Origin of the sequence: Pseudomonas sp. NMI760_13 (assembly GCF_021283245.1) — a bacterium.
Classification (GTDB): Bacteria; Pseudomonadota; Gammaproteobacteria; order Pseudomonadales; family Pseudomonadaceae; genus Aquipseudomonas; species Aquipseudomonas peradeniyensis.
On record NZ_JAJSRC010000020.1, the window covers coordinates 15,224 to 37,462 of the forward strand.

The window sequence follows — 22,239 nt, forward strand, 5'->3', positions numbered from 1 at the left end:
TCGGGATTGGCGTCCCGTATTCAGAGAGATCGAGCACTGGCGCACCTTGCGGCGGTGTTCTGCATGGCTGCACCCGTTATGGGCGGAGTCGTGTGGGGGAGCCTTCGGGCTCACCGGTTCTCTCTGCCGGCACGCCAACCTCGCACGGCTTCGCTCACCCATCCTGGCGTATGGGCGCGGAGCTTCTAAAAGAGAGAGCTGCAAGGAGATGCACCATGCTCAAGAAGATCGTTCCAGATCCACCGTTCGCATTTGTCGAGATCGCCACCTTTCATCGAGAGGTGCAGCCATGAACCAGGAATCGCTGGTCAACCACAGTCCCCGCAAATCACGTCCCGTCACCGCTTGTTCCCACTTCGGCACCTGCAATCACGCCCATGATCCGATTCTCTCGGTACGTGCTGGCGTTGATAGCGAGGATGCGCTGGTGTGCGCCGTGGCGGCGTTGAAGGCGGCGTATGAGACCAATGCTGCCGCATTGGAGAAGGCGGGAGAGCCGTTGCGCAGTTTGCTGACGGCGACGGAGAACTCGCTGGAGAAAGGTTTGGCGCTGGCCGAGGCGGTGCTTGAGGGGTTGGAGCAGGGTTAGCCCTGGGGCTGCTTTGCAGCCCTTGTGCCGCGAAAGGGCCGCGCAGCGGCCCCATTGGCCGGATCAGTTATTAGAGGCTTCACGCACCGCCGCACGCGGCTGACGCCTGCTGCGCACGAACTGATAGGTCACCGCCAGAATCACGAACCAGATCGGCGTCACCACCAGCGCCGAGCGCGTATCCGCTTCCAGGCTCAACAGCACCAGAATGCCGGCGAAGAACACCAGGCACACATAGCACATGAAACGCCCGCCCGGCATCTTGTAGGTGGACTGCTCATGCAGCGCCGCGCGCTGTTTGCGGTAGCTCAGGTACGACAGCAGGATCAGCGTCCACACGAACATGAACAGCACCGCCGACACCGTCGTCACCAGGGTGAAGGCTTCGATCACATTGGGTACCAGGTAGATCAGCACCGCGCCCAGCAGCAGGCAGGTGCAGGAGAAGTACAGGCCGTTGGCCGGCACCGCGCGGCGCGAGAGTTTCTCGAACGCCTTGGGCGCATCGCCCTCCTGGGCCAGGCCGAACAGCATGCGGCTGGTGGAGAACACGCCGCTGTTGGCCGACGAGGCCGCCGAGGTCAGCACCACGAAGTTGATGATGCTCGCCGCCGCCGGCAGGCCGGCCAGCACGAACAGCTCGACGAACGGGCTCTTGCCCGGCACCACGTCGCGCCATGGGGTTACCGCCATGATGGCGATCAGCGCCAGCACGTAGAACACGATGATGCGGATCGGGATCGAGTTGATCGCCCGCGGCAGGGTGCGCTCGGGGTTCTTCGCCTCGGCGGCGGTGGTGCCTACCAGCTCGATGCCGACGAAGGCGAACACGGCGATCTGGAAGCCGGCGAAGAAACCGAGCAGGCCGTTGGGGAACATACCGCCGTCATTCCACAGGTTGGCCAGGGTGGCGGTATGGCCTGCTGGCGATTGGAAGCCGGTGATGACCATGTACAGGCCGGTGGCGACCAGGCCCATGATGGCGATGATCTTGATCAGGGCGAACCAGAACTCCATTTCACCGAACATCTTCACCGTCACCAGGTTCAGCGACAGCAGCAGGGCCACGCAGCTCAGCGCCGGTATCCACTGCGGAAGGTCCGGGAACCAGAATTGCGTGTAGGCGGCGATCGCCACCACGTCGGCGATGCCGGTGACCACCCAGCAGAACCAGTAGGTCCAGCCGGTGAAGTAGCCGGCCCAGGGGCCGAGCAGGTCGGCGGAGAAATCGATGAACGACTTGTAGTTGAGGTTCGACAGCAGCAGCTCGCCCATGGCGCGCATGACGAAGAACAGCATGAAGCCGATGATCATGTAGACGAAGATGATCGACGGGCCGGCCAGGCTGATGGTCTTGCCCGAGCCCATGAACAGGCCGGTGCCGATGGCGCCGCCGATGGCGATGAGCTGGATGTGGCGGTTGGTCAGGTTGCGTTGCAGGTGCTGCTCTTCGGAGGGTGTCTGGGAGGTCCGGGTCATAGGCTGCATTCCATTGAGGGTCAGTCTTTTTGTGAGCGAAAGCCGAGTAGGCTATCACGTCGCGTTCCGATCGCGGGTGCGGCAGATCGGCACGATCTTGGCGGGGCGGCGCGGTGCTCGACATGACGGGAATCAATGGTTGTTGGTGCCGGCCTCATCGCGGGGCAAGCCCGCTCCCACGCCATGGATCGTGCACGGCGTGGGAGCGGGCTTGCCCCGCGATTGCGATATCAGGCCCGAACCAGGAGCCGGCGCCTTACCACCAGACTATCCACCACCCACATCACCACCATCGAAATCCCCACCAGCGGGAAGGCAACGCCTAGCACCACCATCACCCCCACGGCCATCTTCCAGCGCGGCAGGTCATGGCGCAGCGGCGGCACCCCCAGCCCACCAGCCGGCTTGCGCTTCCACCACATCACCAGCCCACTCACCGACCCCAGCAGGATCATCAGGCACACCAGCAGGATGACGATCTGGTTCAACGGCCCGAACATCTTCCCTTCGTGCAGCATCACCCCCAGCTCCGTGGCACGCGCCACCGGGCTGTAGTCCTGCCAGCGCACATCGGCTAGCACCTGTCCGGTGTACTGGTCCACATGCAGGGTGGCATCGTTACGCGGATCGTCGGCGAACACCGCAATGGTGAACACTCCTTCGGCACTGGTCGGCAGGGTGATGCTGTAGCCCGGCTCGACCTCGCGCAGATTGGCGATGTTCTCGACCTGCTGCAGGCTCACCTGGGGCGCGGCGGGGGCGTGATCCATCATGTGGTGCCCGGCATGCTCGGCATGGGCGCCGGACACCGGCATCGGGGTGTTCTCCATGGCCCACGGCACGGTCTGGCGGTGGGCTTCATTCAGTTCGCGTGCCTGCTTGTCGGACTTGGGCACATCATTCCACATGGCCGCCGGGAACCGGTTCCATAGGTCGGCATACTGCTTGCCCCATAGCCCGGTCCAGGTCATGCCGCTGATCAGCATCAACAGCAGCAGGGCTGAGCCCCAGAATCCTGTAACAGCATGCAGGTCGCGCCACAGCACCCGGCCGCGTGCGTTCAGGCGTGGCCACAGCACGCCCGCGCTGTTGCGCCCGCGTGGCCACCACAAATACAGGCCGGACACGACCAGGACGATGCCCCAGCCGGCCGCCAGCTCCACCAGCCGGTCACCGACCGTGCCGACCATCAGCTCGCCATGCAGGGCACGGGCAATGGCCTGCAGGTTTTGCTTGCCGTCCTGTTCGCCCAGCACCTTGCCGCTGTACGGATCGACGAACACGTTCAGCTCGCGCCCGCCGTCATGTACGACGAACTGTGCGCTGCGCTCGGCGCTCACCGAGGGCAGGTACTGCCCCACCTGACCCTGTGGATAAGCCTGGCGTACGTTGGCCAGCAACGTATCGGCGCCCTGTCGGTGATGGCCGGCCTCGACCACCATCAGCTCGCGGTACATCAGCGGGTCGAGCTGCGGCTTGAACAGGTAGATGATCCCGGTGATCGCCAGCAGGATCATGAACGGCGCCACGAACAGCCCGGCATAGAAATGCCAGCGCCACGCAAGGTTGTAGAAGGAAACGTTTGGTTTGCTCATGGGAGCCTCCCGTAGACCTCAAGTGGGCGCGGTCAGGTCCCGCGCCCGTTTGTTGTTGTCAGAAGCTGAAGTCGACCTTGGTCCAGAAGGTCCTGCCTGGCTCGTTCACCGGGTCCGTGGCGTTGGCCGGGTAGCCGAACCCGGCGTTCCCGGCCAGGTTCAGGTGCTCGGCGTAGGCCTTGTCGAACAGGTTGTCGACGCCCGCGCTGAGCTTGAGGTTGTTGTTGATCTTGTAGGCGCCGTTGAGCGAGAACACGCCGAAGCCTGAGCTGGTGTCGTAGTCCTTGCCGACCACATTGCCCTGGTTCTGGGCGATGCGGTTCTGCTCGGCCACCAGGCGCCACAGGGCGCCGACGCTCCAGGTGTCGCGGCTGTAGGTCAGCCCCAGGCGGCTTTCCAGCGGTGGCATCTGTGGCAGGGCCTTGCCGTCGCTGCTGTTCTTGCCCCAGGCGTAGGCCAGGGTGGCGTCGGCCTTCCAGTTTTCGGTCAGTTTGTAGGCTGCGCCCAGTTCGCCGCCCATGATGCGGGCGTCGATGTTCTGTGCCTGGGAGGTGAGCGAACCCATCATGTTGCGCTGGTAGTCGAACAGGATGTAGTCGCGGACCTGCCCGACATAACCCGAAGCCCAGGCTTCCAGGCGCTCGTCGCGGTACTGGATGCCGAAGTCGAGTTGGGTGGTCTTCTCCGGCTTGATACCGTCGAAGGCGTTGACCGAGCCGGCCGGGGCGCGCTTGGGCGAGAACAGCTCCCAGTAGTCGGGGAAGCGCTGGGTATGACCGAGGCCGATGTAGGTGGTGGCCGGAATCGCCGCCAGGTCGTGCTCGTAGCGCACGAAGCCGCTGGGCAGGGTGTCGGCGCGGGTGTCGCCTTCGGTGGCGCTGCCCTTGCGGAAGTCGCGGGCCGAGGCGCGGTCCAGGCGGGCGCCGGTGACCAGGCGATCTTCACCGGTCGCATACCAGGTGAACTCGCCGAAGGCGCCGTAGTTGTGGAAGTCGGCATCCTTGGTCCAGGGCTTGCCCTTGTGCGCGTTGACGCCCATGCCGCCGCGTTGGCGGTGTTCGTTGGTCTGCGCGTCGATGCCGCTGATCAACTGCACGTCGGCCCAGCGCCAGGTGGCCTTGATCCGCGCGCCCATCGTGCGGCGGTCGACGTTGCTGACCATGGGCATCCCCATCATGCCGGCGCCCGACGGGGTGCGTAGGGTGTAGTTGTCCATCACGTGGTCGGCGTAGTTGTAGTAGACCTGCGCCTCGACCTTGTCGAGCACCTCGCCGAGGTTGGACTTCTCGAAGCGCAGCCCCAGGCTTTCGCGCTTGAACTGCGAGCCGTCCATGCCCCGCCCGGCGGAGCGGGCCTCGCCGTCGCCCTTGCCGGCGGTCAGCTCGAGCAGGGTGTCAGCGTCCGGGGTCCAGCCGAGGCTGACGTCGCCGTTCCACTTGTCCCAGCGCGAAGGCACGGTGTCGCCGTTGCCGTCCTCGAAGTCGTCCGAGTGCGACTGGTTGCCGATGAAGCGCACGTAGCCGAGCTGGTTGCCGGCCGCGGCGTCGAGCACCTTGTCGAAGCGGCCGTTGGAGCCGGCCAGCACGCTGCCGTTGACCCGGCTGCCGAGCTCGCCGAATTTCTCTGGGTCACGTTCGAAGAGAATGGTGCCGGCGGAGCCGCCGGGGCCCCAGATCACACTTTGTGGGCCTTTGATCACGGTGAGGCGGTCGTAGGTTTCCGGCGAGATGTACGAGGTCGGAGCGTCCATGCGACCGGGGCAGGCGCCGAGCATCATGCCGCCGTTGGTGAGGATGTTCAGGCGTGAGCCGAACATGCCGCGCAGCACGGGGTCACCGTTGGTGCCGCCGGCGCGGATCACCGAGAAGCCGGGGATGGTCTTGAGGTAGTCACCGCCGTCGCTGGCCGGCACGGGCTGGCGCGGATCTTTAGGGTTGGTGACCACGGTCAGCGGTGAGCTCGGAGCGATGGCGGTGATCACCGTCGGGCTCAGCTCGGCCGGGTCGTGCACATGGCCTTCGTGGCCGGTTTCGGCGGCAAAGGCCAGTGGCGCGAGCAGCGAGCCGCAGAGCACGGTGATGGTGCCACGCAGGGAAAGGGCAAAAACAGGGGTGCAGCCGGACATAATGATTCCAGTCGATCAGTCGTGAGTCAGCGCGAAGCCTCCTGGCTTCGGGCGTTTAGCGTGTTGTGTTCAAGCGACGATCGAATGGGGCGGCGCGCGGCTGCGGGCGCCGGGGAATACAGCCTGCCGGGCATGGCCCTGGCGCGTGGCGATGGTGAGGTGGGTGGGTGGGGGGGCGCAGCCTGCGCTGAGCGGGCTGAGGGTCTGGGGCAGGGCGGGGCAGTTGAACAGCAGGCTGCAGTAGCCGCACTTCTCCCACATGACATGCAGCTGGCCATCGTTGCCGTGGCCGTGGTGCTCGTCGTGACCGTGCGCCATGGGCATGCTCATCGACATGTCCATGGGCATGGACATGCCGGCGTGGTGCTCCATCGGCATCGACTGGGAAACCAGCGGGCCGATGAAGATCATCCACATGGCGAACAGGCTCAGCCAGCCGCCACCGACGCGCCTGCGATCAGGGCGGGTAGTGCGGGCGGAGCTGTAGCGCGGCAGGCTCATGGCGAGCGCCAGTCAGCTATCGGATCAGTGCGTGTGCTCGTGCTGCGCCTGGTCGGCGGGCGGCTGCTTCTGCACGGCGACCTCGACGGTGATGTCACCGGCTTTCTCGAAGTGCAGGGTCAGCGGGAAGCGCTTGCCGTCGCTGAGCAGGCTGCGATCCTTGGGTTGCATGATCATCACGTGGTAGGCGCTGGGGGCGAACACCACATCCTTGCCGGCCGGGACCAACACGCTTGGCACATGTTGCATCTTCATGGCGCCGGCGGCGCTCATCACATGCTCATGCAACTGGGCGTCGTCGGTGATGGTGCTTTTCACCGAAAGCAGGCGGTCATCGGCCTTGCCGTTGTTGTGCACGACAAAGTAGGCCGCCACGTTGGGCGCGTTCGGCGGCAGCTCCAGCGACCAGGGGTGGGCGATGTGCAGATCGCCTTTGCTGTATTCGTGGGCGTTGGCATAGGCGCCGGGCAGCAGCAGGGCGGCCAGGACGAGGGCTTGCTTGAGCATGGGTGAGTCTCCAGTCTGTTCAGGTTCTGATGGACAGCGTAGTGAACTCAGGCCAGAGGAGAGGCACGGGGATTGAGCGCGGGCCACAGCTGGCGCGGCGTGGGTTGATAGTCGGCGAGGTGTTGTAGGTGGCTTGCCGGCTGCACGGGAGGGTTGTGCAACTGCGGCGGGTAGCCGGGCAGGGCCAGCAAGGGCGCGGCGCCCAGGCAGCACCAGCAGTTCATCATGCTGGCGCTGTCGTCGCTTTGCGTCCCCAGGTCGATCTTGGCCAGGGCCTGGACATCGACCTTGGCCTTGTTGGCCATGCTGGAACAGAAAGCCCCCCACAGCAGCTGTTCGGCCGGGCCCTTGGGCGCGGCAGAGGACAGCGGCATGGCCAGCAGGTTGAACAGCACTGCGAAGCAGGCTATCCAGGCGATGTGCCGACGTGGGGGCATGGAGAGATCCGGTCAGGAATCGTGATGGCTATTGTACGGCGGAGTATAGGTAAAAAAGCCGGGGTGCGGTGAAGTGCCGCACCTGGGGCTGCTGCGCAGCCCTTTCGCGGCACAAGGCCGCTCCTACAGGAATTCGCGCCCCCCTTGTAGGAGCGGCCTTGTGCCGCGAAAGGGGCGCAAAGCGCCCCCGGCGATATCAGGCTTTACCGCGGCCCATCAAACCGCGCACGGTCTCCTGCAGGTCCGCTGGCAGCACCACGACTTTCGAATTGTCGCTGCTCGCCAGATTCTCCATCGCCCCGATATACCGCTCACCCAGCAGGTACATGGCCGGCACGGTCTCGCTGCCCACCGCTTCCTTGACCAGGGTGATCGCCCGCGCCGATGCCTCGGCCAGGTTGACCTGGGCCTCGGCATCCAGCTTGGCCGCCTGCAGGCGCGCCTCGGCTTCCAGAATGGCGGCCTGCTTGTTGCCTTCGGCGCGGGTCACATCAGCTTTACGCTCACGCTCGGCGGCTGCCTGGCGTTCCATGGCGGTCTGCATGCTCGGCGAGGGCTTGATGTCCTGGATCTCCACCGAGCGCACGGTCACGCCCCAGTCTTCGGTCTGCTCGGACATCGCTTCGCGCAGGCGCGCCTTGATCTGCTCGCGGCTGGACAGCGCCTCGTCCAGGTCCATGGCGCCGACGATGGCGCGCAGCGAGGTCATGGTCAGGCTGGTGACGGCGAACGAGAAGTTCTGCACGCCGTACGAGGCCTTCTGCGGGTCGACCACCTTGGCGAAGCACAGGGCGTTGGCGACGATCACCGCGTTGTCCTTGGTGATGATCTCCTGCTGTTGCACGTCGAGGATGATGTCCTTGGTCGGCAGGCGGTAGGCGACCACGTCCATGTACGGAATGACGATGTTCAGGCCCGGCTTGAGGGTGCTGTGGTAGCGGCCCAGGCGCTCGACGATCCATTCCTCGCCCTGGGGCACGATGCGCACCCCCTTGAACACGGTGATAAGAACGAATGCGGCGAGGGTGCCGACGACGATGAGGCTGGTCATGCTTGCGAACTTCCTTTTAGTGCGGATTCAGGCCCGGGTGACCCGGGCGGTGTTGCCTTCGATGGCGGCCAGGCGCACGCGCTCGCCGGCGGGAATTTCATTGTCCGAGACGCAAGTCCATTCCTCGTTGCCGAGGATCGGTTTCTGAAAGCGTACCCGGCCTTTCTGGAACTGCGACACGTTGGCGGTCAGCAGGCCGACCTCGCCGATCACGCTGTCGGCGGTCCAGCGCACGTCCGGCTTCTTGCGGCGGAACACCTTGAACCAGAGCACGGTGGTGATCGATGAGAACACCACCCACAGCAGGCCCTGCATATCGAGTTGCAGGCTGGGGGCGAGCAGCGAGACGAGCGACACCAGCACGGCACCGACGCCGAACCAGAGGATGAAGAAGGTGGGGAGCACCAGTTCCAGCAGGATCAGGGCCACGCCGAAGACGAGCCAGATCCACCATTGCATTTCCATATGGGTGGAGCCTTCCAGAAGGGGAGAGGTGATTCTACGGCAGGATCAAGGCACAGGGCCATCTCGTGACCGTCAGCGTGGGTGTGACACCCAGTCTTCCACACGCAACCCCGGAACACGCTGGAACTCGCGCAGGTTGTTGGTCACCAGCGTGAGGCCACGAGCGCGGGCGTGGCCGGCAATCATTCTGTCATAGGGGCCGATGGGCGTGCCGGCCTTGGCCAGTTCCGCACGTAGCTGCGCGGTGTGAGCTGCGCCCTGAATGTCGTAGTCAAGCACATCGAGCCGTGCGGCGAACCCCTCGACAATGGCCAGGTTACGTTCCGGCGCGGCGGATTTTTCCGCACCGTAGATCAACTCCATCAGGGTTACCGTGCTGATGGCCAGTTGGCCGTGGTAGCGATTGAATGCCTCGCGCACTACCTGTGGCTTGTTCTTGATGGTGAAAATGCAGATGTTGGTATCGAGCATGTACCTGAGCATCAGAATCCTTCGCGCTCCTGGTCGGCTGGCTGTTCCCTGCTTGCCATGAAGTCCGCACTCACATCGTCACCCTCGAACCAGCTGTCCCAGCTTTCGCCGGCAGGCGAAATGATACGGGAACGGCCCACCGCGACGATGTCCACGCGGGTGACGTCTTCTGGAAGGGCGAGGGCTTTGGGCATACGGATAGCCTGGCTGCGGTTGCTTTTGAAGACTGCACCTTGCTCCATGATGGGCCTCCTTGAAAGCGCAAATGTATGTCCGGAGTTTAATTCCGGGAATGGATATGTCAATGGGATATACGTAGCGAGGTCAGGCCTTGGACAGGCCGAGCGCCTCCAGCAGTAACCCTGCATCTTGAAACGCCCGATCCGCCTCCGGCAGCACCGGCCGCTTGAGCACCAGTACTGGAATCCCGCGCTCCCGCGCCACTTCCAGCTTCGGCTCGGTGGCCGTGCTGCCGCTGTTCTTGCTGACCAGCACATCGATCCGCCGACGTTCGAACAGGGCACGTTCGTCGTCGATGAGGAACGGCCCGCGAGCACCGATCACCTCGCAGCGTTCATTGGCGGGACACGCCTCGAGCGCGCGCAGGGTCCAGAACTGGTGTGGTGGAATTTCGTCCAGATGTTGCAAGGGTTCACGACCCAGCGTGAACAAGGGGCGCTCGAACGGGGTCAGCGCCTCGATCAGCCCGGCCCAGTCCTTGACTTCGCGCCAGTCGTCCCCAGCCTGCGCCTGCCACGCCGGGCGGCGCAGGGCCCAGCAGGGAATGCCGGCGCTGCGCGCTGCGAGGGCGGCGTTGCGGCTGATCTGCGCGGCGTAGGGGTGGGTGGCGTCGATCAGCAGGTCGATGCCTGTTTCGCGCAGGTAGTCGGCCAGGCCTTCGGCACCGCCATAACCACCGACCCGCACCTGGCACGTCAGGTCCTGTGGTACACGGCCGATACCGGCGAGGCTATAGACGTGCTGAGGACCCAGCTGGCGAGCAATGGCCAGGGCTTCGGTGACGCCGCCGAGCAGCAGGATGCGCCCCTTCATGCCACACCTGCCTTGCCGACGATGCCGCCCTGGCGGTCGATGGCGAACACTTCCACCTGCACCTGGGCCGGCACCACGCTACGGGCGAAGACCAGGGCGTGGCGGCACACCTCGTCACCGAGGGCGATGCCGGCAGCATGAGCAAGTGCGAGGGCCTGCTGGCTGGTATTGGCGGTGATGATCGCCTGTTGCAGCGCGGTGTCCGCGCCAATCGCCGCCGCCCAGCCCGCGAGCTGTGGCAGGTCGATGCTGGAGTGGCGGCTGTGCAGGTCCATGTGCCCGGCCGCCAGCTTGCTGATCTTGCCGAAGCCGCCGCATAGCGTGAGGCGCGGCACGGGTACCTTGCGCAGGTGCTTGAGCACGGCGCCGACGAAGTCGCCCATCTCGATCAGGGCGATCTCCGGCAGGTTGTAGACACGGCGCATGGTGTCTTCGCTGGCGTTGCCGGTGCAGGCGGCGATGTGGGTGTAGCCGTTGGTGTGGGCGACGTCGATGCCCTGGTGGATCGAGGCGATGTAGGCCGAGCAGGAGAACGGCCGGACGATGCCGCTGGTGCCCAGGATCGACAGCCCGCCGAGGATGCCCAGGCGCGGGTTCATGGTCTTCAGGGCCAACTGCTCGCCGCCCTGGACATTGACCGTCACTTCGAAACCGCCGTGGTAGCCGCAATCGCCGGCCAGTTGCAGCAGATGGTCGCTGATCATCTTGCGCGGCACCGGGTTGATGGCCGGTTCACCGACTGCCAGCACCAGCCCCGGGCGGGTCACGGTGCCAACGCCCGCGCCTGCGACGAAGCGAACGCCGGGCTCGGCGAGCAGGCGCACCTGGCTGTAGAGCAGGGCGCCGTGGGTGACATCGGGATCGTCGCCGGCATCCTTCAAGGTACCGGCCTCGGCCATGTCACCCTTGAGGTGGCAGAACTCCAGGCGCATCTGCACCACCTTGCCCTTGGGCAGGGTGATCTCCACCGCGTCGTGCCGTTGCCCGGTCAGCAGCAGGCGCGCCGCCGCCAGGCTGGTGGCGGTGGCGCAGCTGCCGGTGGTCAGGCCGCTGCGCAGCGGCGCGGGCTGTTCGCGGGTTTCTTCACGCATCGAGGGGCTTCACCACGTCGAGCAGGGTGATCGGCAGGGCCTGGCGCCAGGTGTCGAAACTGCCCAGAGGCTGGGTGTGGGCGATGTGGATGCGAGTCAGCTCGCCGCCATGCTGGTCGCGGAACTGCGCCAGGGCGACCTCGCTTTGCAGGGTGACGGCGTTGGCAACCAGGCGCCCGCCCGGCAGCAGGCGCTCCCAGCACAGGTCGAGCATGCCTTTGCGGGTGACGCCGCCGCCGATGAAGATCGCGTCCGGACGCTCCAGCCCGGCCAACGCTTCGGGGGCCTTGCCGCGAATCAGTTGCAGGCCGGGCACGCCGAGGGTGTCGCGGTTGTATTCGATAAAGCCCTGTCGGCCCTCGTCGGCCTCGATCGCAAGGGTACGGCAGCTGGGGTGGGCGCGCATCCATTCGATGCCGATCGAGCCGCAGCCAGCACCTACGTCCCACAGCAGCTCACCGGGTTGTGGTGCCAGGCGAGCCAGGGTGATCGCTCGCACGTCGCGCTTGGTCAGCTGGCCGTCGTGACGGAAGGCGCTGTCGGGCAGGCCGGCCACACGCGGCAGGCGTGGGGTGTCGGGCGAGGCCTGGCATTCGATGGCGACCAGGTTGAGCGTGGCGATGTCGGTGTGCGGCCAGTCGTCGGCGGTGCCGCTCAGCATTCGCTCCTGGGGGCCGCCGAGGTGTTCGAACACCTGGAGACGGCTGGGGCCGAAGCCTCGTTCGCACAGCTGCGAGGCAATGGCCGCCGGGCTGCACTCGTCGTTGCTCAGCACCAGCAGGCGCACGCCGCTGTGCAGATGGGCATTGAGCGCGGCCAGTGGGCGGGCAACCACCGAGACCACCTGTACATCCTGCAACGGCCAGCCCAGGCGGGCGGCGGCCAGGGCGCAGGAGGAGGGCATCGACAGCACCTGCAATTCCTCGGCGGGCAGCTGGCGCGCCAGGCTGGCGCCGACGCCGTAGAACATCGGGTCGCCGCTGGCCAGTACGCATACGGGCTCGCCGCGCAAGGCCATGACCGGGGCCAGGGAGAAGGGGCTGGGCCAGTGCAATTGCTCGGCGGTCACGCAGCGGGGCAGCAGTGCCAGCTGGCGTGGGGCCCCGATGATTCGCGTGGCCGATAGCAGGGCACGCCGGGCCTGCTTGCCCAGGCCGCTGAAACCGTCTTCGCCGATGCCTATTACTGTCAGCCAGGGGGCCATTGGGTCCTCTTCGATACCGCATGGGGGCACTACGTGCCCCTTTCGCGGCGCAAGGCCGCTCCTACAGGTGCAGCGCAAACCCTGTAGGAGCGGCCTTGTGCCGCGAAAGGGCTGCACAGCAGCCCCGAAATTGAACGTTCGACCACCGGCTTTTCATGCCGCCGGACAAAGCAGGCATAATACCGCGCCTTCTACACTGAAGCGCACTTTCACGATTGCCGGATGCCCCCTTGACGCAGCCCCCACCCTCCGAAGTTTCGACCCGTCCCTCGGCCTGCCCGGGGTTGTGGCGCATCGTTGCCGCGCGCGACGGTGGCATCTGCCGGATCAAGCTGCCGGGCGGCCTGCTGCTGGCCGACCAGGCCGATGCCGTGGCCGACGCCGCCGAGCGCTTCGCCGGCGGGGTGATCGAGGCGACCAACCGGGCCAACCTGCAGATCCGTGGCATTGGCCAGGATCACGGCGGCCTGGTCGAGCATCTGCTGGCCGCAGGGCTCGGCCCGCGTGACGCGGCGGGCGATGATGTGCGCAACCTCATGCTCAGCCCACTGGCCGGACTCGATCCGACCATGCTGTTCGACACCCGACCATTGGCCGGGCAGATCCTCGACCTGCTGGAAAGCACACCCCGGTTCCACAAGCTCTCGGCCAAGTTCGCCGTGCAGCTCGATGGCGGCGAAGCGCTGGCGATGCTCGACCACGCCCACGACCTGTGGTTGTCCGCCATGCCGCACGAAGGACGCATCTGGTTGCGGTTCGGCCTCGCGAGCAGCCTGTCGAATGGCCAGGCGCTGGGTGCGGTACCGATGGAGCAGGGGCCGGCGCTGGTGCGCGCGGTGCTGGAGCGCTTCCTCGACCTGGCGACGCCCGAGCAGTCGCGCATGCGTCAATTGCTGCAGGTGTGCCCGGTTGAGCACTTCCTCGAAGGGCTGGCGATCCAGATCGACACCCCGTCGATGCCCTGGCAGCGCCCGGCGACGACAAGCCCGTGGCTGGGCGTGCTGCCCCAGCGCCAGGGTGTGGCCCTGGGCGTCGCGCCACCCCTCGGGCGGCTGACGCCCGTAATGCTCCGTAGTGCCGCGCGCATCGCCCGGCAATGGGGCGATGGCAGCTTGCGCCTGACGCCTTGGCAGAGCCTGGTGCTGACCTCCCTCGAACCGACCGCGCTGGAAAACGCCCGTGTGCAACTGGCGGCATCCGGCATGCTCTGCCACAACGAACATCCACTGGCGCGGGTCGTCGCCTGCACCGGCTCCAGCGGTTGCGCCAAGGCCCAGGCCGACACCAAGGCTGACGCCATCGCCCTGGCCGCCCTGCTGCACCATGGCGCCCCGGGCTGCGTGCACCTGTCCGCCTGCCCACGTTCCTGCGCCATGGCCCACGTCGCCCCGGCGACCCTGCTGGCCCGCGCCCCGGGCCGCTATGACCTTTACTTGCGCGATGCGCGCCTGCCGGGCTTCGGCAGGTTGCGCGCCGCCAACCTTACCCCAGAAGAAGCAGGCGCCATGCTCGACCTGCCGACGGAGCACCTTGATGATTGACTACATCCGCGATGGTCAGGAGATCTATCGCAATTCCTTCCGGATCATCCGCGAGGAGGCCCGGCTCGAACGGATCCCCGCCGATCTCGAAAAACTCGCCGTGCGCGTGATCCATGCCTGCGGCATGGTCGAGGCCATCGATGGCCTGCAGTTCTCCGATGGCGCCGGTAGCGCCGGTCGCGAAGCCCTGGCCAAGGGCGCGCCGATCCTCTGCGACGCGCACATGGTTGCCGAAGGCATCACCCGCGCCCGCCTGCCGGCCAACAACCCGGTGATCTGCACCCTGCGCGACCCGAGCGTGCCGGACCTGGCCAAGGCCGAGGGCAATACCCGTTCGGCGGTGGCCCTGGAGCTGTGGCGCCCGCACCTGGAGGGCAGCGTGGTGGTGATCGGCAACGCGCCGACCGCGTTGTTCTATCTGCTGGAAATGCTCGATGCCGGCGCACCGAAACCGGCGCTGATCCTCGGCTTCCCGGTCGGCTTCGTCGGCGCCGCCGAGTCCAAGGCGATGCTCGCCGCCGACAGCCGTGGCGTGCCGTTCGTGATCATGCAGGGCCGCCTGGGCGGCAGCGCGATGGCCGCCGCCGCGGTCAACGCCCTGGCCACGGAGGTGGAATGATGCACGCACGCGGACGACTGCTGGGCCTGGGCGTGGGCCCGGGCGATCCCGAGCTGATCACGGTCAAGGCCCTGCGCCTGCTGCGCGAGGCACCGGTGGTGGCGTACTTCGTGGCCAAGGGCAAGCGCGGCAATGCCTTCGGTATCATCGAAGCGCACCTGCAAGCCGAACAGACCCTGCTGCCGCTGGTGTACCCGGTGACCACCGAGGCGCTGCCCGCGCCGCTCTCCTACGAGCAGGTGATCAGCGACTTCTACGACGAAGCCAGCCTGCAGGTTGCCGCGCACCTGGACGCCGGCCGCGACGTGGCGGTGATCTGCGAAGGGGACCCGTTCTTCTACGGCTCCTACATGTACCTGCACGATCGCCTGGCCTCGCGCTACGAGGCGCAGGTGATTCCGGGCGTCTGCTCGATGCTCGGTGGCGCCTCGGTGCTCGGTGCACCGTTGGTGTACCGCAACCAGACCCTTACCGTGCTCTCCGGTGTGCTGCCCCATGAAGAGCTCAAACAGCGACTGGCTGCTGCCGACGCGGCAGTGATCATGAAGCTGGGGCGCAACTTCCCCAAGGTGCGCCAGGTGCTCGGCGAGCTGGGCCTGGATAGCCGTGCGCTGTACGTGGAGCGGGCCACCATGGCCAACCAGAAGATCGTCGCGCTGGACGAGGTCGACCCGCAGTCCTCGCCGTACTTCTCGCTGATCATCGTGCCGGGTGAGAAATGGCAGGGATGATCAAGGCACCGGCAATCGTCATTCTCGGCCCCGGCAGCCTGGCTACCGCGCAGCGTATCCAGCAATGCTATCCACAGGCCGTGATCCATGGCCTGCAAGGGCGCGTGGAGGGTGTCGACCGTTACTACGCAGTCTTCGGCGACACCCTGCGTGAGCTGTATCAGCAAGACACGCCGATCATCGCCTTGTGCGCGGCGGGTATCGTCATTCGCACCCTGGCGCCGCTGTTGAGCGAAAAAGGCGTCGAACCACCGGTACTGGCGGTGGCCGAGGACGGCAGCGCCGTGGTTCCGCTGCTCGGTGGCCTGGGCGGAGTCAACGTCATGGCCCGAGAGATCGGTGAAGCGTTGGGTGTCAGCGCGGCGATCACCACCAGTGGCGAGCTGCGCTTCGGCACCTGCCTGCTGAATCCGCCCGAGGGTTACGCACTGGCGGACCTGGAACAGGGCAAGCGCTTCGTCTGCGACCTGCTGGCGGGCGAGGCGGTGCGTGTCGAAGGCGACGCGCCGTGGCTTGAGCACGCGCAGTTGCCCGCCAGCGAAGATGCCCAACGCACTATCCACGTGGGCAGCGCACTGCGTCCGGCCAGTCGTGACGAACTGCTGATCCACGCGCGTTGCGTGGTGGTGGCGGTCACAGCCGGTAGCGCTGACCTGGTGCAACAGGTGCGCGAGGAGCTGCTGCGAGCGAACATTGCCGAGCCTGCGCTGGCCTGCCTGCTGGCGAGCGAAACCGAGATGGCGGAGTCGGCCCTGCACGAAGCTGCACAGGCCTTGAATGTCGCCCTGCGCTTCGCCCCGGCCGCCGAGAGCCTGGAGCGGATGCTGGCTGATGCATTGCCGCACGCGCGCGTAGGTTCGTCCGTGGGGCTCGCCCACGCCGTTGCCGCGGCACCGGTCGACATCGCCCGCGTTGGCCGTCGCCGTGGTCGCCTGGCGGTGATCGGCCTGGGCCCTGGTGCCGCCGAACTGATGGTACCGGCGGTCAAGGCGGAGCTGGCGCGGGCGCAGGATGTGCTCGGCTACGAAACCTACGTGCGCATGGCCGGCCCGTTCCGCGACGATCAGGTACTGCACTGCACCGACAACCGCGAAGAGATGCAGCGCGCTCGTCATGCTTTCGAGCTGGCGGCCCAGGGGCGTTCGGTGGTGGTGGTGTCGTCGGGTGATCCGGGCGTGTTCGCCATGGCCGCCGCAGTGCTCGAGGCGTTGCACGAGTCCAGCGACCCGGCCTGGCAGCGCGTCGAGTTGCAGATCCTGCCCGGCGTCTCGGCCTCGCTGGCCACCGCCGCGCAAGCGGGGGCGCCGCTGGGGCATGATTTCTGCGTGATGTCGCTGTCGGACAACCTCAAGCCCTGGTCGATCATCGAGAAACGCCTCGACCTGGCGGCCCAGGCGGATCTGGTGCTGGCGTTCTACAACCCGATCTCCAAGGCCCGGCCTCATCAGCTGGGTGCGGCGCTGGAGGTGGTACGCCGTCATCGTGACGCAGGCACGCCGGTGGTGCTGGGCCGTGATATCGGCCGGCCGGGCCAGACCCTGCGGGTAGTGACCCTGGGCGAGCTGCTGCCGGAGATGGTCGACATGCGTACCATGGTGCTGGTCGGCTCCTCGACCACCTGCACCTTCCCCCGTGCCGATGGCGGCCAGTGGGTGTACACGCCGCGCTGGTATCCCGCCAAGCCCTGAGTGCAGCCGGGGTCAGGGCAGCAGGTAGCCCTTGATCCCGGTGAAGATGATCTGCGCCGCCAGGGCACAGACGAACAGCCCCATCAGGCGGCTGACGATCTGCAGGCCCTGGTCGCCGAGCAGCCGCTCGATACGGTGCGAGAGGTACAGCACCAGGCCGACGGTGAAGCTGGCCAGGGCGATGCTGACGATGGCCAGCAGCTTGTCGTCCCAGTGCGGCTGGCCCACCCCCATCACCAGCAGCGCACCGATGGTGCCCGGGCCGACTGTCAGCGGAATGGTCAGCGGCACGATGGTCACGTCCTGCTGCACGTTGTCGGTCTGCACCGCCGACTTGCCCTGGGCCATGCCCAGCGCCGAGATGAACAGCACCGAGCCCGCGCCGATGCGGAAGGCGTCGGCGGTGATGCCGAACACGCCGAAGATCACCCGTCCGAACAGATAGAGCAGCACGCTGGCCACCAGCGTGGCGATCGCCACGCGCCAGGCCAGTTGCTTGCGTTCCTTGCTGGAGTGGCCGCGGGTCAGGCCGATGAAACACGACAGCACGAAGAACGGGCTGTAGAGCACGAGCATTTTCAGGTAGACGCTGAACAACTCATGGAGCATGGGGGCGGGTCCGCGGCGGTGAAATGTCACTGTATAGCACGGATCCTGTAGGAGCGGCCTTGCGCCGCGAAAGGGCTGCAGCGCGGCCCCGGGATCTCAGCTAAAGCAGAAATGGCCGGGGGCTGCTGTGCAGCCCATTCCGGCCGGTCCGACGCCTCGGCAAGGCCGCTCCTACACCAATAGCATTTCAGTCGAGGGGGGCAGTAACTACCTGACGCTGCCCCGCCCAGAACTGGATCAGTTCGCGCAATTGCGACAGCTCCACGGGCTTGGCCATATGGCCATCCATGCCGGCCAGCCGTGCGCGCTCCTTGTGCTCGTTGAGAATGTGCGCGGTCAGCGCCACCACCGGGGTGCGCGGCCGCTGGTTGGCGGACTCCCAGGCGCGCAGCTGCTGGGTGGCGGAGAAGCCGTCGAGCACCGGCATCTCGCAGTCCATCAGCACCAGGTCGTAGTGCTTGGTCTTCATCGCTTGCAGGGCTTCTTCGCCGTTGCTGGCAGTATCCGGCTCGAGATTGAGCTTGCCGAGCATGCCGCGGATGACCTTGGTCGAAATACTGTTGTCCTCGGCCACCAGGATGCGGAAGTCGCCGGGCAGGTCCAGCGGCACCGGAGTGCCGACCGGCAGCGGCGGCGCGGCCTGGTCGCGGCCGCGCAGGGCGAGCTCCTCGGCGAGGGTAGTCTTGAGCGTGTAGCCGGCCACCGGCTTGGCGAGGATGCGCTTGACCCCGGCGTTGCGGGCGATGATCTTGCTCGGCGCATTGCTGATACCGGTGAGCATCACCACCAGGATGTCGTGGTTCAGGCTCGGATCTTCCTTGATCTTGGCCGCCAGTTGCATGCCGGTCATGCCGGGCATGTTCTGGTCCAGCAGCACCGCGTCAAAGTAGTCGCGCAGGTGCGCCTTGGTACGCAGCAGCGCCAGCGCTTCCTTGCCCGACGGCACCGCGCTGACGTTCATGCCCCAGGCGCTGCATTGCTGCACCAGCACCTTGCGGCAGGTGTCGTTGTCGTCGACCACCAGCACCCGCGCATCGCGCAACGGGCCGTCGAGGTCGGTGGCCGGCTGCTCCAGGCGCTGCGGATCCAGCGGCAGGGTCAGCCACAGGGTGTTGCCCATGCTGGTGCTGGTCTTGATGCCGAACTCGCCTTGCATCAGGCCGATCAGCTGCTTGGCGATCACCAGGCCCAGGTGGCCGCCGAGCTTGTTGCTGGAGAGGAAGTGGCGGCTGTGCAGTTCGGCCTGCAGCAGGGCGTCGCGCTCGGCGGGCGGCATCGGCTCGCCGCTGTCCTGCACGGCGATGCGCAGGCGCGGGCTGTCGCCGCGCTGGTCGAGGGCCACCACCAGCAGGATCTCGCCCTGGGTAGTGTTCTTCAGGGCATTGTCCAGCAGGCTCGACAGGGCCTGGCGCAGGCGCGTCGGGTCGCCGCTGACGACCCTGGGCACCTGGGGCTGGGTGAAGCTGATCAGCTCGATGTTCTGCTGCTCGGCCTTGGCCCGGAAGATGTTCAGGCAGTCCTCGATCAGGGCGTTGAGGTCGAACTGCACGTCGTCCAGTTCAATCTGTCGCGATTCGAGCTTGGAGATGTCGAGGATCTCGTTGATCAGGGTGAGCAGTTCGTTGCCGGCGCTGTGGATGGTCTGCACGTAGTCGCGCTGCTTGACCGACAGCGGCGTGCCCAGCAGCAGCTCGGTCATGCCCAGCACGCCGTTCATGGGGGTGCGGATCTCGTGGCTGATCTTGGCCAGGAACTCGGCCTTGGCGTTGATCTCGGCGTCGCTGGCGGCCAGGGCGCGGCTGGCGCGGAAGCGCTCTTCGCTGATCCGGCGCAGGCGCTCGCTGACCGCGAGGTTGAGCAACAGGCCGCTGACCACGGTCAACGCCATGAGGATGCACAGCAGCCAGGGCATGGGGGTGCGGGTCAGGCCCAGCAGGGCCGGCAGCAGTACCAGGCCGCCGAGGTTGAACACCAGCATCGCCACGCTGAACAGCCGCGCCGGGCCGTAGCCCTTGTACCAGTGATAGCTGCTGACCAGCAGCATGCTCACGCTGCCCAGGGCGAGCAGGGCGTAGGTCATCAGGTTCAGCGGCAGCGTGTCGACGAACAGCAGCACCAGGCCGCTGACCGCGGCCACTACCATTTCCATCTGCATCAGGCGGTTGAGCCGCGCCGAACTGCAGGGAGAGAAGAAATGCAGGGTGAAGTACAGCCCGGCCAGGCCCGCCAGCACCAAGGTCAGGTAGGCCGCCGGGGTCTGTGCGCTGTGCCACAGCTGCCCCCACGGGCCAGTGAGATTGAGCAGGATCAGCGCGCTGAGCAGCATCAGGCCGTGGTACAGCGCCAGGACCAGCGTGGTGCTGGAGCGAGAATAGGCGAAGCGGATCAGGTTGTGCAGGATCAGCATCACCAGCCCGCCGAACAGCAGGCCGAACAGCAGCGACTGGCGCTGGTCGGCGGCGGCGTGGGCGGTGGACTCGACGCTGATGGCCGGGCGCAACTGGTGTTCGGAGACCAGCCGCAGGTAGATGTCCAGTGGCTGGCTGCTGTGTGGCAGCGGCAGCACATGGTCCCGGCCGCGCTGGGTCGGGCTCAGGCCATCGCCCTGGCGGCCATGGTGCAGCTGGCGCAGCAGTTTGCCGCCTTCGAGGGCGTAGAGGTCCAGGCGCGACAGGTCGGGGGCGAAGATACGGACCAGTTGCTCCTGGTCGTGCGGTTCCAGGCGGTAGTGCAGCCAGAGCGCCTGGTCGGGGAGGGCGGCATCCAGTTCGTCGAGGGCCAGGGGGCTGAACTGGTTGCGGTAACGTTCGGAGCGTACATCGGACAATTGCAGGTTGGCCTGTTCGTCGAGCAGCGCCGACCAGCCTGCGGCCTGTTCGGCATGTGCCGGGAGCAGGCAGAGCAGGGTCAGCAGGCTGACGATCAGGGCTATGGCAATCCGAAGCCGACGCACGACGAAATCCCTTCTTAGCTAATGTGCCGGATAACAACTATGCGCGGCGCGCCAAGGCGAAGGCAAGGCCCCGGCGGGGCCTTGACGACGAGCCGAAGGCCGCGCGCGCGGAGCGCCACGACCGTTCGGTGCATTTTTACTGCTGGTGCTCACCGCGCTCGCGGGCGATGGCCCGGTAGCCGATGTCGGTGCGGTAGAAGCTGGCGTCCCACTTGACCTGCTCGGCCAGGCGGTAGGCCTGCTGCTGGGCGGCCTCGACGGTGTCGCCCATGGCGGTGGCGCAGAGCACGCGGCCACCGGCGCTGACCACCTGGCCGTCCTTCAGCGCGGTACCGGCGTGGAACACCTTGCCTTCAAGCTTGGCGGCGGCATCCAGGCCGCTGATCACGGCGCCCTTGGCGTAGTCGCCCGGGTAGCCACCGGCGGCCAGCACCACGCCCAGGCTCGGACGCGGGTCCCACTGGGCCTCGACCTTGTCCAGGGCCTTGGCGAAGGCAGCCTCGATCAGCAGCACCAGGCTCGACTCCAGGCGCAGCATGACCGGCTGGGTCTCCGGGTCGCCGAAGCGGCAGTTGAACTCGATGACCTTGGGGTTGCCCGCCTTGTCGATCATCAGGCCGGCGTAGAGGAAGCCGGTGTAGACGTTGCCCTCCTCGGCCATGCCGCGCACGGTCGGCCAGATCACCTGGTCCATCACGCGCTGGTGCACGTCGGCGGTGACCACCGGGGCAGGCGAGTAGGCGCCCATGCCGCCGGTGTTCGGGCCGGTGTCCTGGTCGCCGACGCGCTTGTGGTCCTGGCTGGTGGCCATGGGCAGCACGTTGTGGCCGTCGACCATGACGATGAAGCTGGCTTCCTCGCCGTCGAGGAACTCTTCGATCACCACCCGCGAACCGGCTTCACCGAAGGCGTTGCCGGCGAGCATGTCGCGCACGGCGTCTTCGGCTTCCTGCAGGGTCATGGCGACGATCACGCCCTTGCCGGCGGCCAGGCCGTCGGCCTTGATCACGATCGGCGCGCCTTTCTCACGCAGGTAGGCCAGGGCCGGCTCGATCTCGGTGAAGTTCTGGTAGTCGGCGGTCGGGATCTTGTGACGGGCCAGGAAGTCCTTGGTGAAGGCCTTGGAGCCTTCCAGCTGGGCCGCGCCCTTGGTCGGACCGAAGCAGTCCAGGCCGCGGCTGCGGAACAGGTCGACCACGCCGATGACCAGCGGCGCTTCCGGGCCGACGATGGTCAGGTCGACGTTTTTCTCGGCGAAGTCGGCCAGTTGCTCCAGGGCGGTGACGTCAATGGCGACGTTTTCGCACTTGGCTTCGGTGGCGGTGCCGGCGTTGCCCGGGGCAACGAAGACTTTTTCGACGCGTGGGTCCTGGGCGACTTTCCAGGCCAGGGCGTGTTCACGACCGCCGCTGCCGATGATCAAAACTTTCATGTCAAAACCTCGAAATCTGTAGAGCGGCGATCCCGCTTCCTGTAGGAGCGGCCTTGTGCCGCGAAAGGGCCGCAGGGCGGCCCCTGGATTTCCGGGAT

21 protein-coding genes are annotated in these 22,239 nt (G+C 66.4%); 5 read left to right on the forward strand and 16 right to left on the reverse strand.

Annotated features, from left to right (window positions below):
- Positions 1 to 289 precede the first annotated feature (289 nt).
- Complete coding sequence (locus LU671_RS19305; protein ID WP_186713780.1) at positions 290 to 589, forward strand: hypothetical protein; 300 nt, start codon at positions 290 to 292, stop codon at positions 587 to 589.
- A 63-nt stretch (positions 590 to 652) separates the two neighbouring features.
- On the opposite strand, the gene cycA is transcribed toward LU671_RS19305, so the two are convergent.
- The 13 genes from cycA to cbiE form a co-directional block, all read right to left on the reverse strand.
- Positions 653 to 2,068, reverse strand: a complete 1,416-nt coding sequence (gene cycA / locus LU671_RS19310) for a D-serine/D-alanine/glycine transporter (RefSeq protein ID WP_232856584.1) — start codon at positions 2,066 to 2,068, stop codon at positions 653 to 655.
- 230 nt (positions 2,069 to 2,298) lie between these two features.
- On the reverse strand, positions 2,299 to 3,663 hold the full coding sequence (locus tag LU671_RS19315) for a PepSY-associated TM helix domain-containing protein (protein ID WP_232856585.1): 1,365 nt from the start codon (positions 3,661 to 3,663) through the stop codon (positions 2,299 to 2,301).
- A 58-nt stretch (positions 3,664 to 3,721) separates the two neighbouring features.
- Positions 3,722 to 5,788 carry a TonB-dependent copper receptor gene (locus tag LU671_RS19320; protein ID WP_232856586.1) on the reverse strand — a complete coding sequence of 689 codons (2,067 nt, stop codon included), beginning with the start codon at positions 5,786 to 5,788 and terminating at the stop codon, positions 3,722 to 3,724.
- A 69-nt stretch (positions 5,789 to 5,857) separates the two neighbouring features.
- Complete coding sequence (locus LU671_RS19325) at positions 5,858 to 6,289, reverse strand: DUF2946 domain-containing protein (RefSeq protein WP_232856587.1); 432 nt, start codon at positions 6,287 to 6,289, stop codon at positions 5,858 to 5,860.
- A 24-nt stretch (positions 6,290 to 6,313) separates the two neighbouring features.
- Positions 6,314 to 6,796: a copper chaperone PCu(A)C gene (locus LU671_RS19330; protein WP_232856588.1), complete on the reverse strand. Its 483-nt coding sequence runs from the start codon at positions 6,794 to 6,796 to the stop codon at positions 6,314 to 6,316.
- Positions 6,797 to 6,843: 47 nt separating this feature from the next.
- Positions 6,844 to 7,233, reverse strand: coding sequence for a DUF2946 domain-containing protein (locus LU671_RS19335; RefSeq protein ID WP_232856589.1), 390 nt, complete (start codon positions 7,231 to 7,233; stop codon positions 6,844 to 6,846).
- 196 nt (positions 7,234 to 7,429) lie between these two features.
- Entirely contained in the window at positions 7,430 to 8,284 is an 855-nt protein-coding gene (locus LU671_RS19340; RefSeq protein ID WP_232856590.1) for an SPFH domain-containing protein, read from the reverse strand.
- 27 nt (positions 8,285 to 8,311) lie between these two features.
- The gene (locus LU671_RS19345) at positions 8,312 to 8,749 is read right to left on the reverse strand and encodes an NfeD family protein (protein ID WP_232856591.1); all 438 of its coding nucleotides are present in this window, start codon (positions 8,747 to 8,749) and stop codon (positions 8,312 to 8,314) included.
- A 72-nt stretch (positions 8,750 to 8,821) separates the two neighbouring features.
- Positions 8,822 to 9,232 carry a type II toxin-antitoxin system tRNA(fMet)-specific endonuclease VapC gene (vapC, locus tag LU671_RS19350; protein WP_203648116.1) on the reverse strand — a complete coding sequence of 137 codons (411 nt, stop codon included), beginning with the start codon at positions 9,230 to 9,232 and terminating at the stop codon, positions 8,822 to 8,824.
- Positions 9,232 to 9,462 (reverse strand): type II toxin-antitoxin system VapB family antitoxin, encoded by a 231-nt coding sequence (gene vapB / locus LU671_RS19355; RefSeq protein ID WP_011535889.1) that lies wholly within the window; start codon positions 9,460 to 9,462, stop codon positions 9,232 to 9,234. The genes vapC and vapB overlap by 1 nt, the downstream gene beginning before the upstream one ends.
- Before the next feature lie 82 nt (positions 9,463 to 9,544).
- Positions 9,545 to 10,273: a cobalt-precorrin-6A reductase gene (locus LU671_RS19360; protein WP_232856592.1), complete on the reverse strand. Its 729-nt coding sequence runs from the start codon at positions 10,271 to 10,273 to the stop codon at positions 9,545 to 9,547.
- Positions 10,270 to 11,364, reverse strand: a complete 1,095-nt coding sequence (locus LU671_RS19365) for a cobalt-precorrin-5B (C(1))-methyltransferase (RefSeq protein ID WP_232856593.1) — start codon at positions 11,362 to 11,364, stop codon at positions 10,270 to 10,272. The genes LU671_RS19360 and LU671_RS19365 overlap by 4 nt, the downstream gene beginning before the upstream one ends.
- Complete coding sequence (gene cbiE, locus LU671_RS19370) at positions 11,357 to 12,568, reverse strand: precorrin-6y C5,15-methyltransferase (decarboxylating) subunit CbiE (RefSeq protein WP_232856594.1); 1,212 nt, start codon at positions 12,566 to 12,568, stop codon at positions 11,357 to 11,359. The genes LU671_RS19365 and cbiE overlap by 8 nt, the downstream gene beginning before the upstream one ends.
- Positions 12,569 to 12,783: 215 nt before the next feature.
- Between cbiE and cobG the strand changes: the two genes are divergently transcribed.
- Genes cobG through cobJ form a run of 4 tightly spaced genes read left to right on the forward strand, consistent with a single transcriptional unit; the run spans position 12,784 to position 17,147 of the window.
- Positions 12,784 to 14,109 (forward strand): precorrin-3B synthase, encoded by a 1,326-nt coding sequence (gene cobG, locus LU671_RS19375; RefSeq protein WP_232856595.1) that lies wholly within the window; start codon positions 12,784 to 12,786, stop codon positions 14,107 to 14,109.
- A complete protein-coding gene (locus tag LU671_RS19380) occupies positions 14,102 to 14,728 on the forward strand; it encodes a precorrin-8X methylmutase (protein ID WP_203648111.1) in 627 nt (208 codons plus the stop codon). The genes cobG and LU671_RS19380 overlap by 8 nt, the downstream gene beginning before the upstream one ends.
- Positions 14,725 to 15,459, forward strand: coding sequence for a precorrin-2 C(20)-methyltransferase (locus LU671_RS19385; RefSeq protein ID WP_177330861.1), 735 nt, complete (start codon positions 14,725 to 14,727; stop codon positions 15,457 to 15,459). Before LU671_RS19380 ends, LU671_RS19385 begins: the two co-directional genes overlap by 4 nt.
- Positions 15,447 to 17,147, forward strand: a complete 1,701-nt coding sequence (cobJ, locus tag LU671_RS19390; protein ID WP_232856596.1) for a precorrin-3B C(17)-methyltransferase — start codon at positions 15,447 to 15,449, stop codon at positions 17,145 to 17,147. The genes LU671_RS19385 and cobJ overlap by 13 nt, the downstream gene beginning before the upstream one ends.
- A gap of 12 nt (positions 17,148 to 17,159) precedes the next feature.
- On the opposite strand, the gene LU671_RS19395 is transcribed toward cobJ, so the two are convergent.
- The 3 genes from LU671_RS19395 to purD form a co-directional block, all read right to left on the reverse strand.
- A complete protein-coding gene (locus LU671_RS19395; protein ID WP_028691281.1) occupies positions 17,160 to 17,756 on the reverse strand; it encodes a MarC family protein in 597 nt (198 codons plus the stop codon).
- A gap of 187 nt (positions 17,757 to 17,943) precedes the next feature.
- Positions 17,944 to 20,709, reverse strand: coding sequence for a hybrid sensor histidine kinase/response regulator (locus LU671_RS19400; RefSeq protein ID WP_232856597.1), 2,766 nt, complete (start codon positions 20,707 to 20,709; stop codon positions 17,944 to 17,946).
- A 136-nt stretch (positions 20,710 to 20,845) separates the two neighbouring features.
- Positions 20,846 to 22,141, reverse strand: a complete 1,296-nt coding sequence (purD, locus tag LU671_RS19405; protein WP_203648108.1) for a phosphoribosylamine--glycine ligase — start codon at positions 22,139 to 22,141, stop codon at positions 20,846 to 20,848.
- Positions 22,142 to 22,239: the final 98 nt, after the last annotated feature.

What these genes read in the sequence shown, in the direction of transcription:
- LU671_RS19345 (WP_232856591.1), bottom strand. Translation starts at nt 8,749, where the DNA reads ATGGAAATGCAATGGTGGATCTGGCTCGTCTTCGGCGTGGCCCTGATC.
- vapB (WP_011535889.1), bottom strand. Translation starts at nt 9,462, where the DNA reads ATGGAGCAAGGTGCAGTCTTCAAAAGCAACCGCAGCCAGGCTATCCGT.
- LU671_RS19380 (WP_203648111.1), top strand. Translation starts at nt 14,102, where the DNA reads ATGATTGACTACATCCGCGATGGTCAGGAGATCTATCGCAATTCCTTC.
- cycA (WP_232856584.1), bottom strand. Translation starts at nt 2,068, where the DNA reads ATGACCCGGACCTCCCAGACACCCTCCGAAGAGCAGCACCTGCAACGC.
- LU671_RS19305 (WP_186713780.1), top strand. Translation starts at nt 290, where the DNA reads ATGAACCAGGAATCGCTGGTCAACCACAGTCCCCGCAAATCACGTCCC.
- cbiE (WP_232856594.1), bottom strand. Translation starts at nt 12,568, where the DNA reads ATGGCCCCCTGGCTGACAGTAATAGGCATCGGCGAAGACGGTTTCAGC.
- LU671_RS19360 (WP_232856592.1), bottom strand. Translation starts at nt 10,273, where the DNA reads ATGAAGGGGCGCATCCTGCTGCTCGGCGGCGTCACCGAAGCCCTGGCC.
- LU671_RS19385 (WP_177330861.1), top strand. Translation starts at nt 14,725, where the DNA reads ATGATGCACGCACGCGGACGACTGCTGGGCCTGGGCGTGGGCCCGGGC.
- LU671_RS19330 (WP_232856588.1), bottom strand. Translation starts at nt 6,796, where the DNA reads ATGCTCAAGCAAGCCCTCGTCCTGGCCGCCCTGCTGCTGCCCGGCGCC.
- purD (WP_203648108.1), bottom strand. Translation starts at nt 22,141, where the DNA reads ATGAAAGTTTTGATCATCGGCAGCGGCGGTCGTGAACACGCCCTGGCC.
- LU671_RS19320 (WP_232856586.1), bottom strand. Translation starts at nt 5,788, where the DNA reads ATGTCCGGCTGCACCCCTGTTTTTGCCCTTTCCCTGCGTGGCACCATC.
- LU671_RS19365 (WP_232856593.1), bottom strand. Translation starts at nt 11,364, where the DNA reads ATGCGTGAAGAAACCCGCGAACAGCCCGCGCCGCTGCGCAGCGGCCTG.
- LU671_RS19395 (WP_028691281.1), bottom strand. Translation starts at nt 17,756, where the DNA reads ATGCTCCATGAGTTGTTCAGCGTCTACCTGAAAATGCTCGTGCTCTAC.
- cobJ (WP_232856596.1), top strand. Translation starts at nt 15,447, where the DNA reads ATGGCAGGGATGATCAAGGCACCGGCAATCGTCATTCTCGGCCCCGGC.
- LU671_RS19325 (WP_232856587.1), bottom strand. Translation starts at nt 6,289, where the DNA reads ATGAGCCTGCCGCGCTACAGCTCCGCCCGCACTACCCGCCCTGATCGC.
- LU671_RS19340 (WP_232856590.1), bottom strand. Translation starts at nt 8,284, where the DNA reads ATGACCAGCCTCATCGTCGTCGGCACCCTCGCCGCATTCGTTCTTATC.
- LU671_RS19315 (WP_232856585.1), bottom strand. Translation starts at nt 3,663, where the DNA reads ATGAGCAAACCAAACGTTTCCTTCTACAACCTTGCGTGGCGCTGGCAT.
- LU671_RS19335 (WP_232856589.1), bottom strand. Translation starts at nt 7,233, where the DNA reads ATGCCCCCACGTCGGCACATCGCCTGGATAGCCTGCTTCGCAGTGCTG.
- vapC (WP_203648116.1), bottom strand. Translation starts at nt 9,232, where the DNA reads ATGCTCAGGTACATGCTCGATACCAACATCTGCATTTTCACCATCAAG.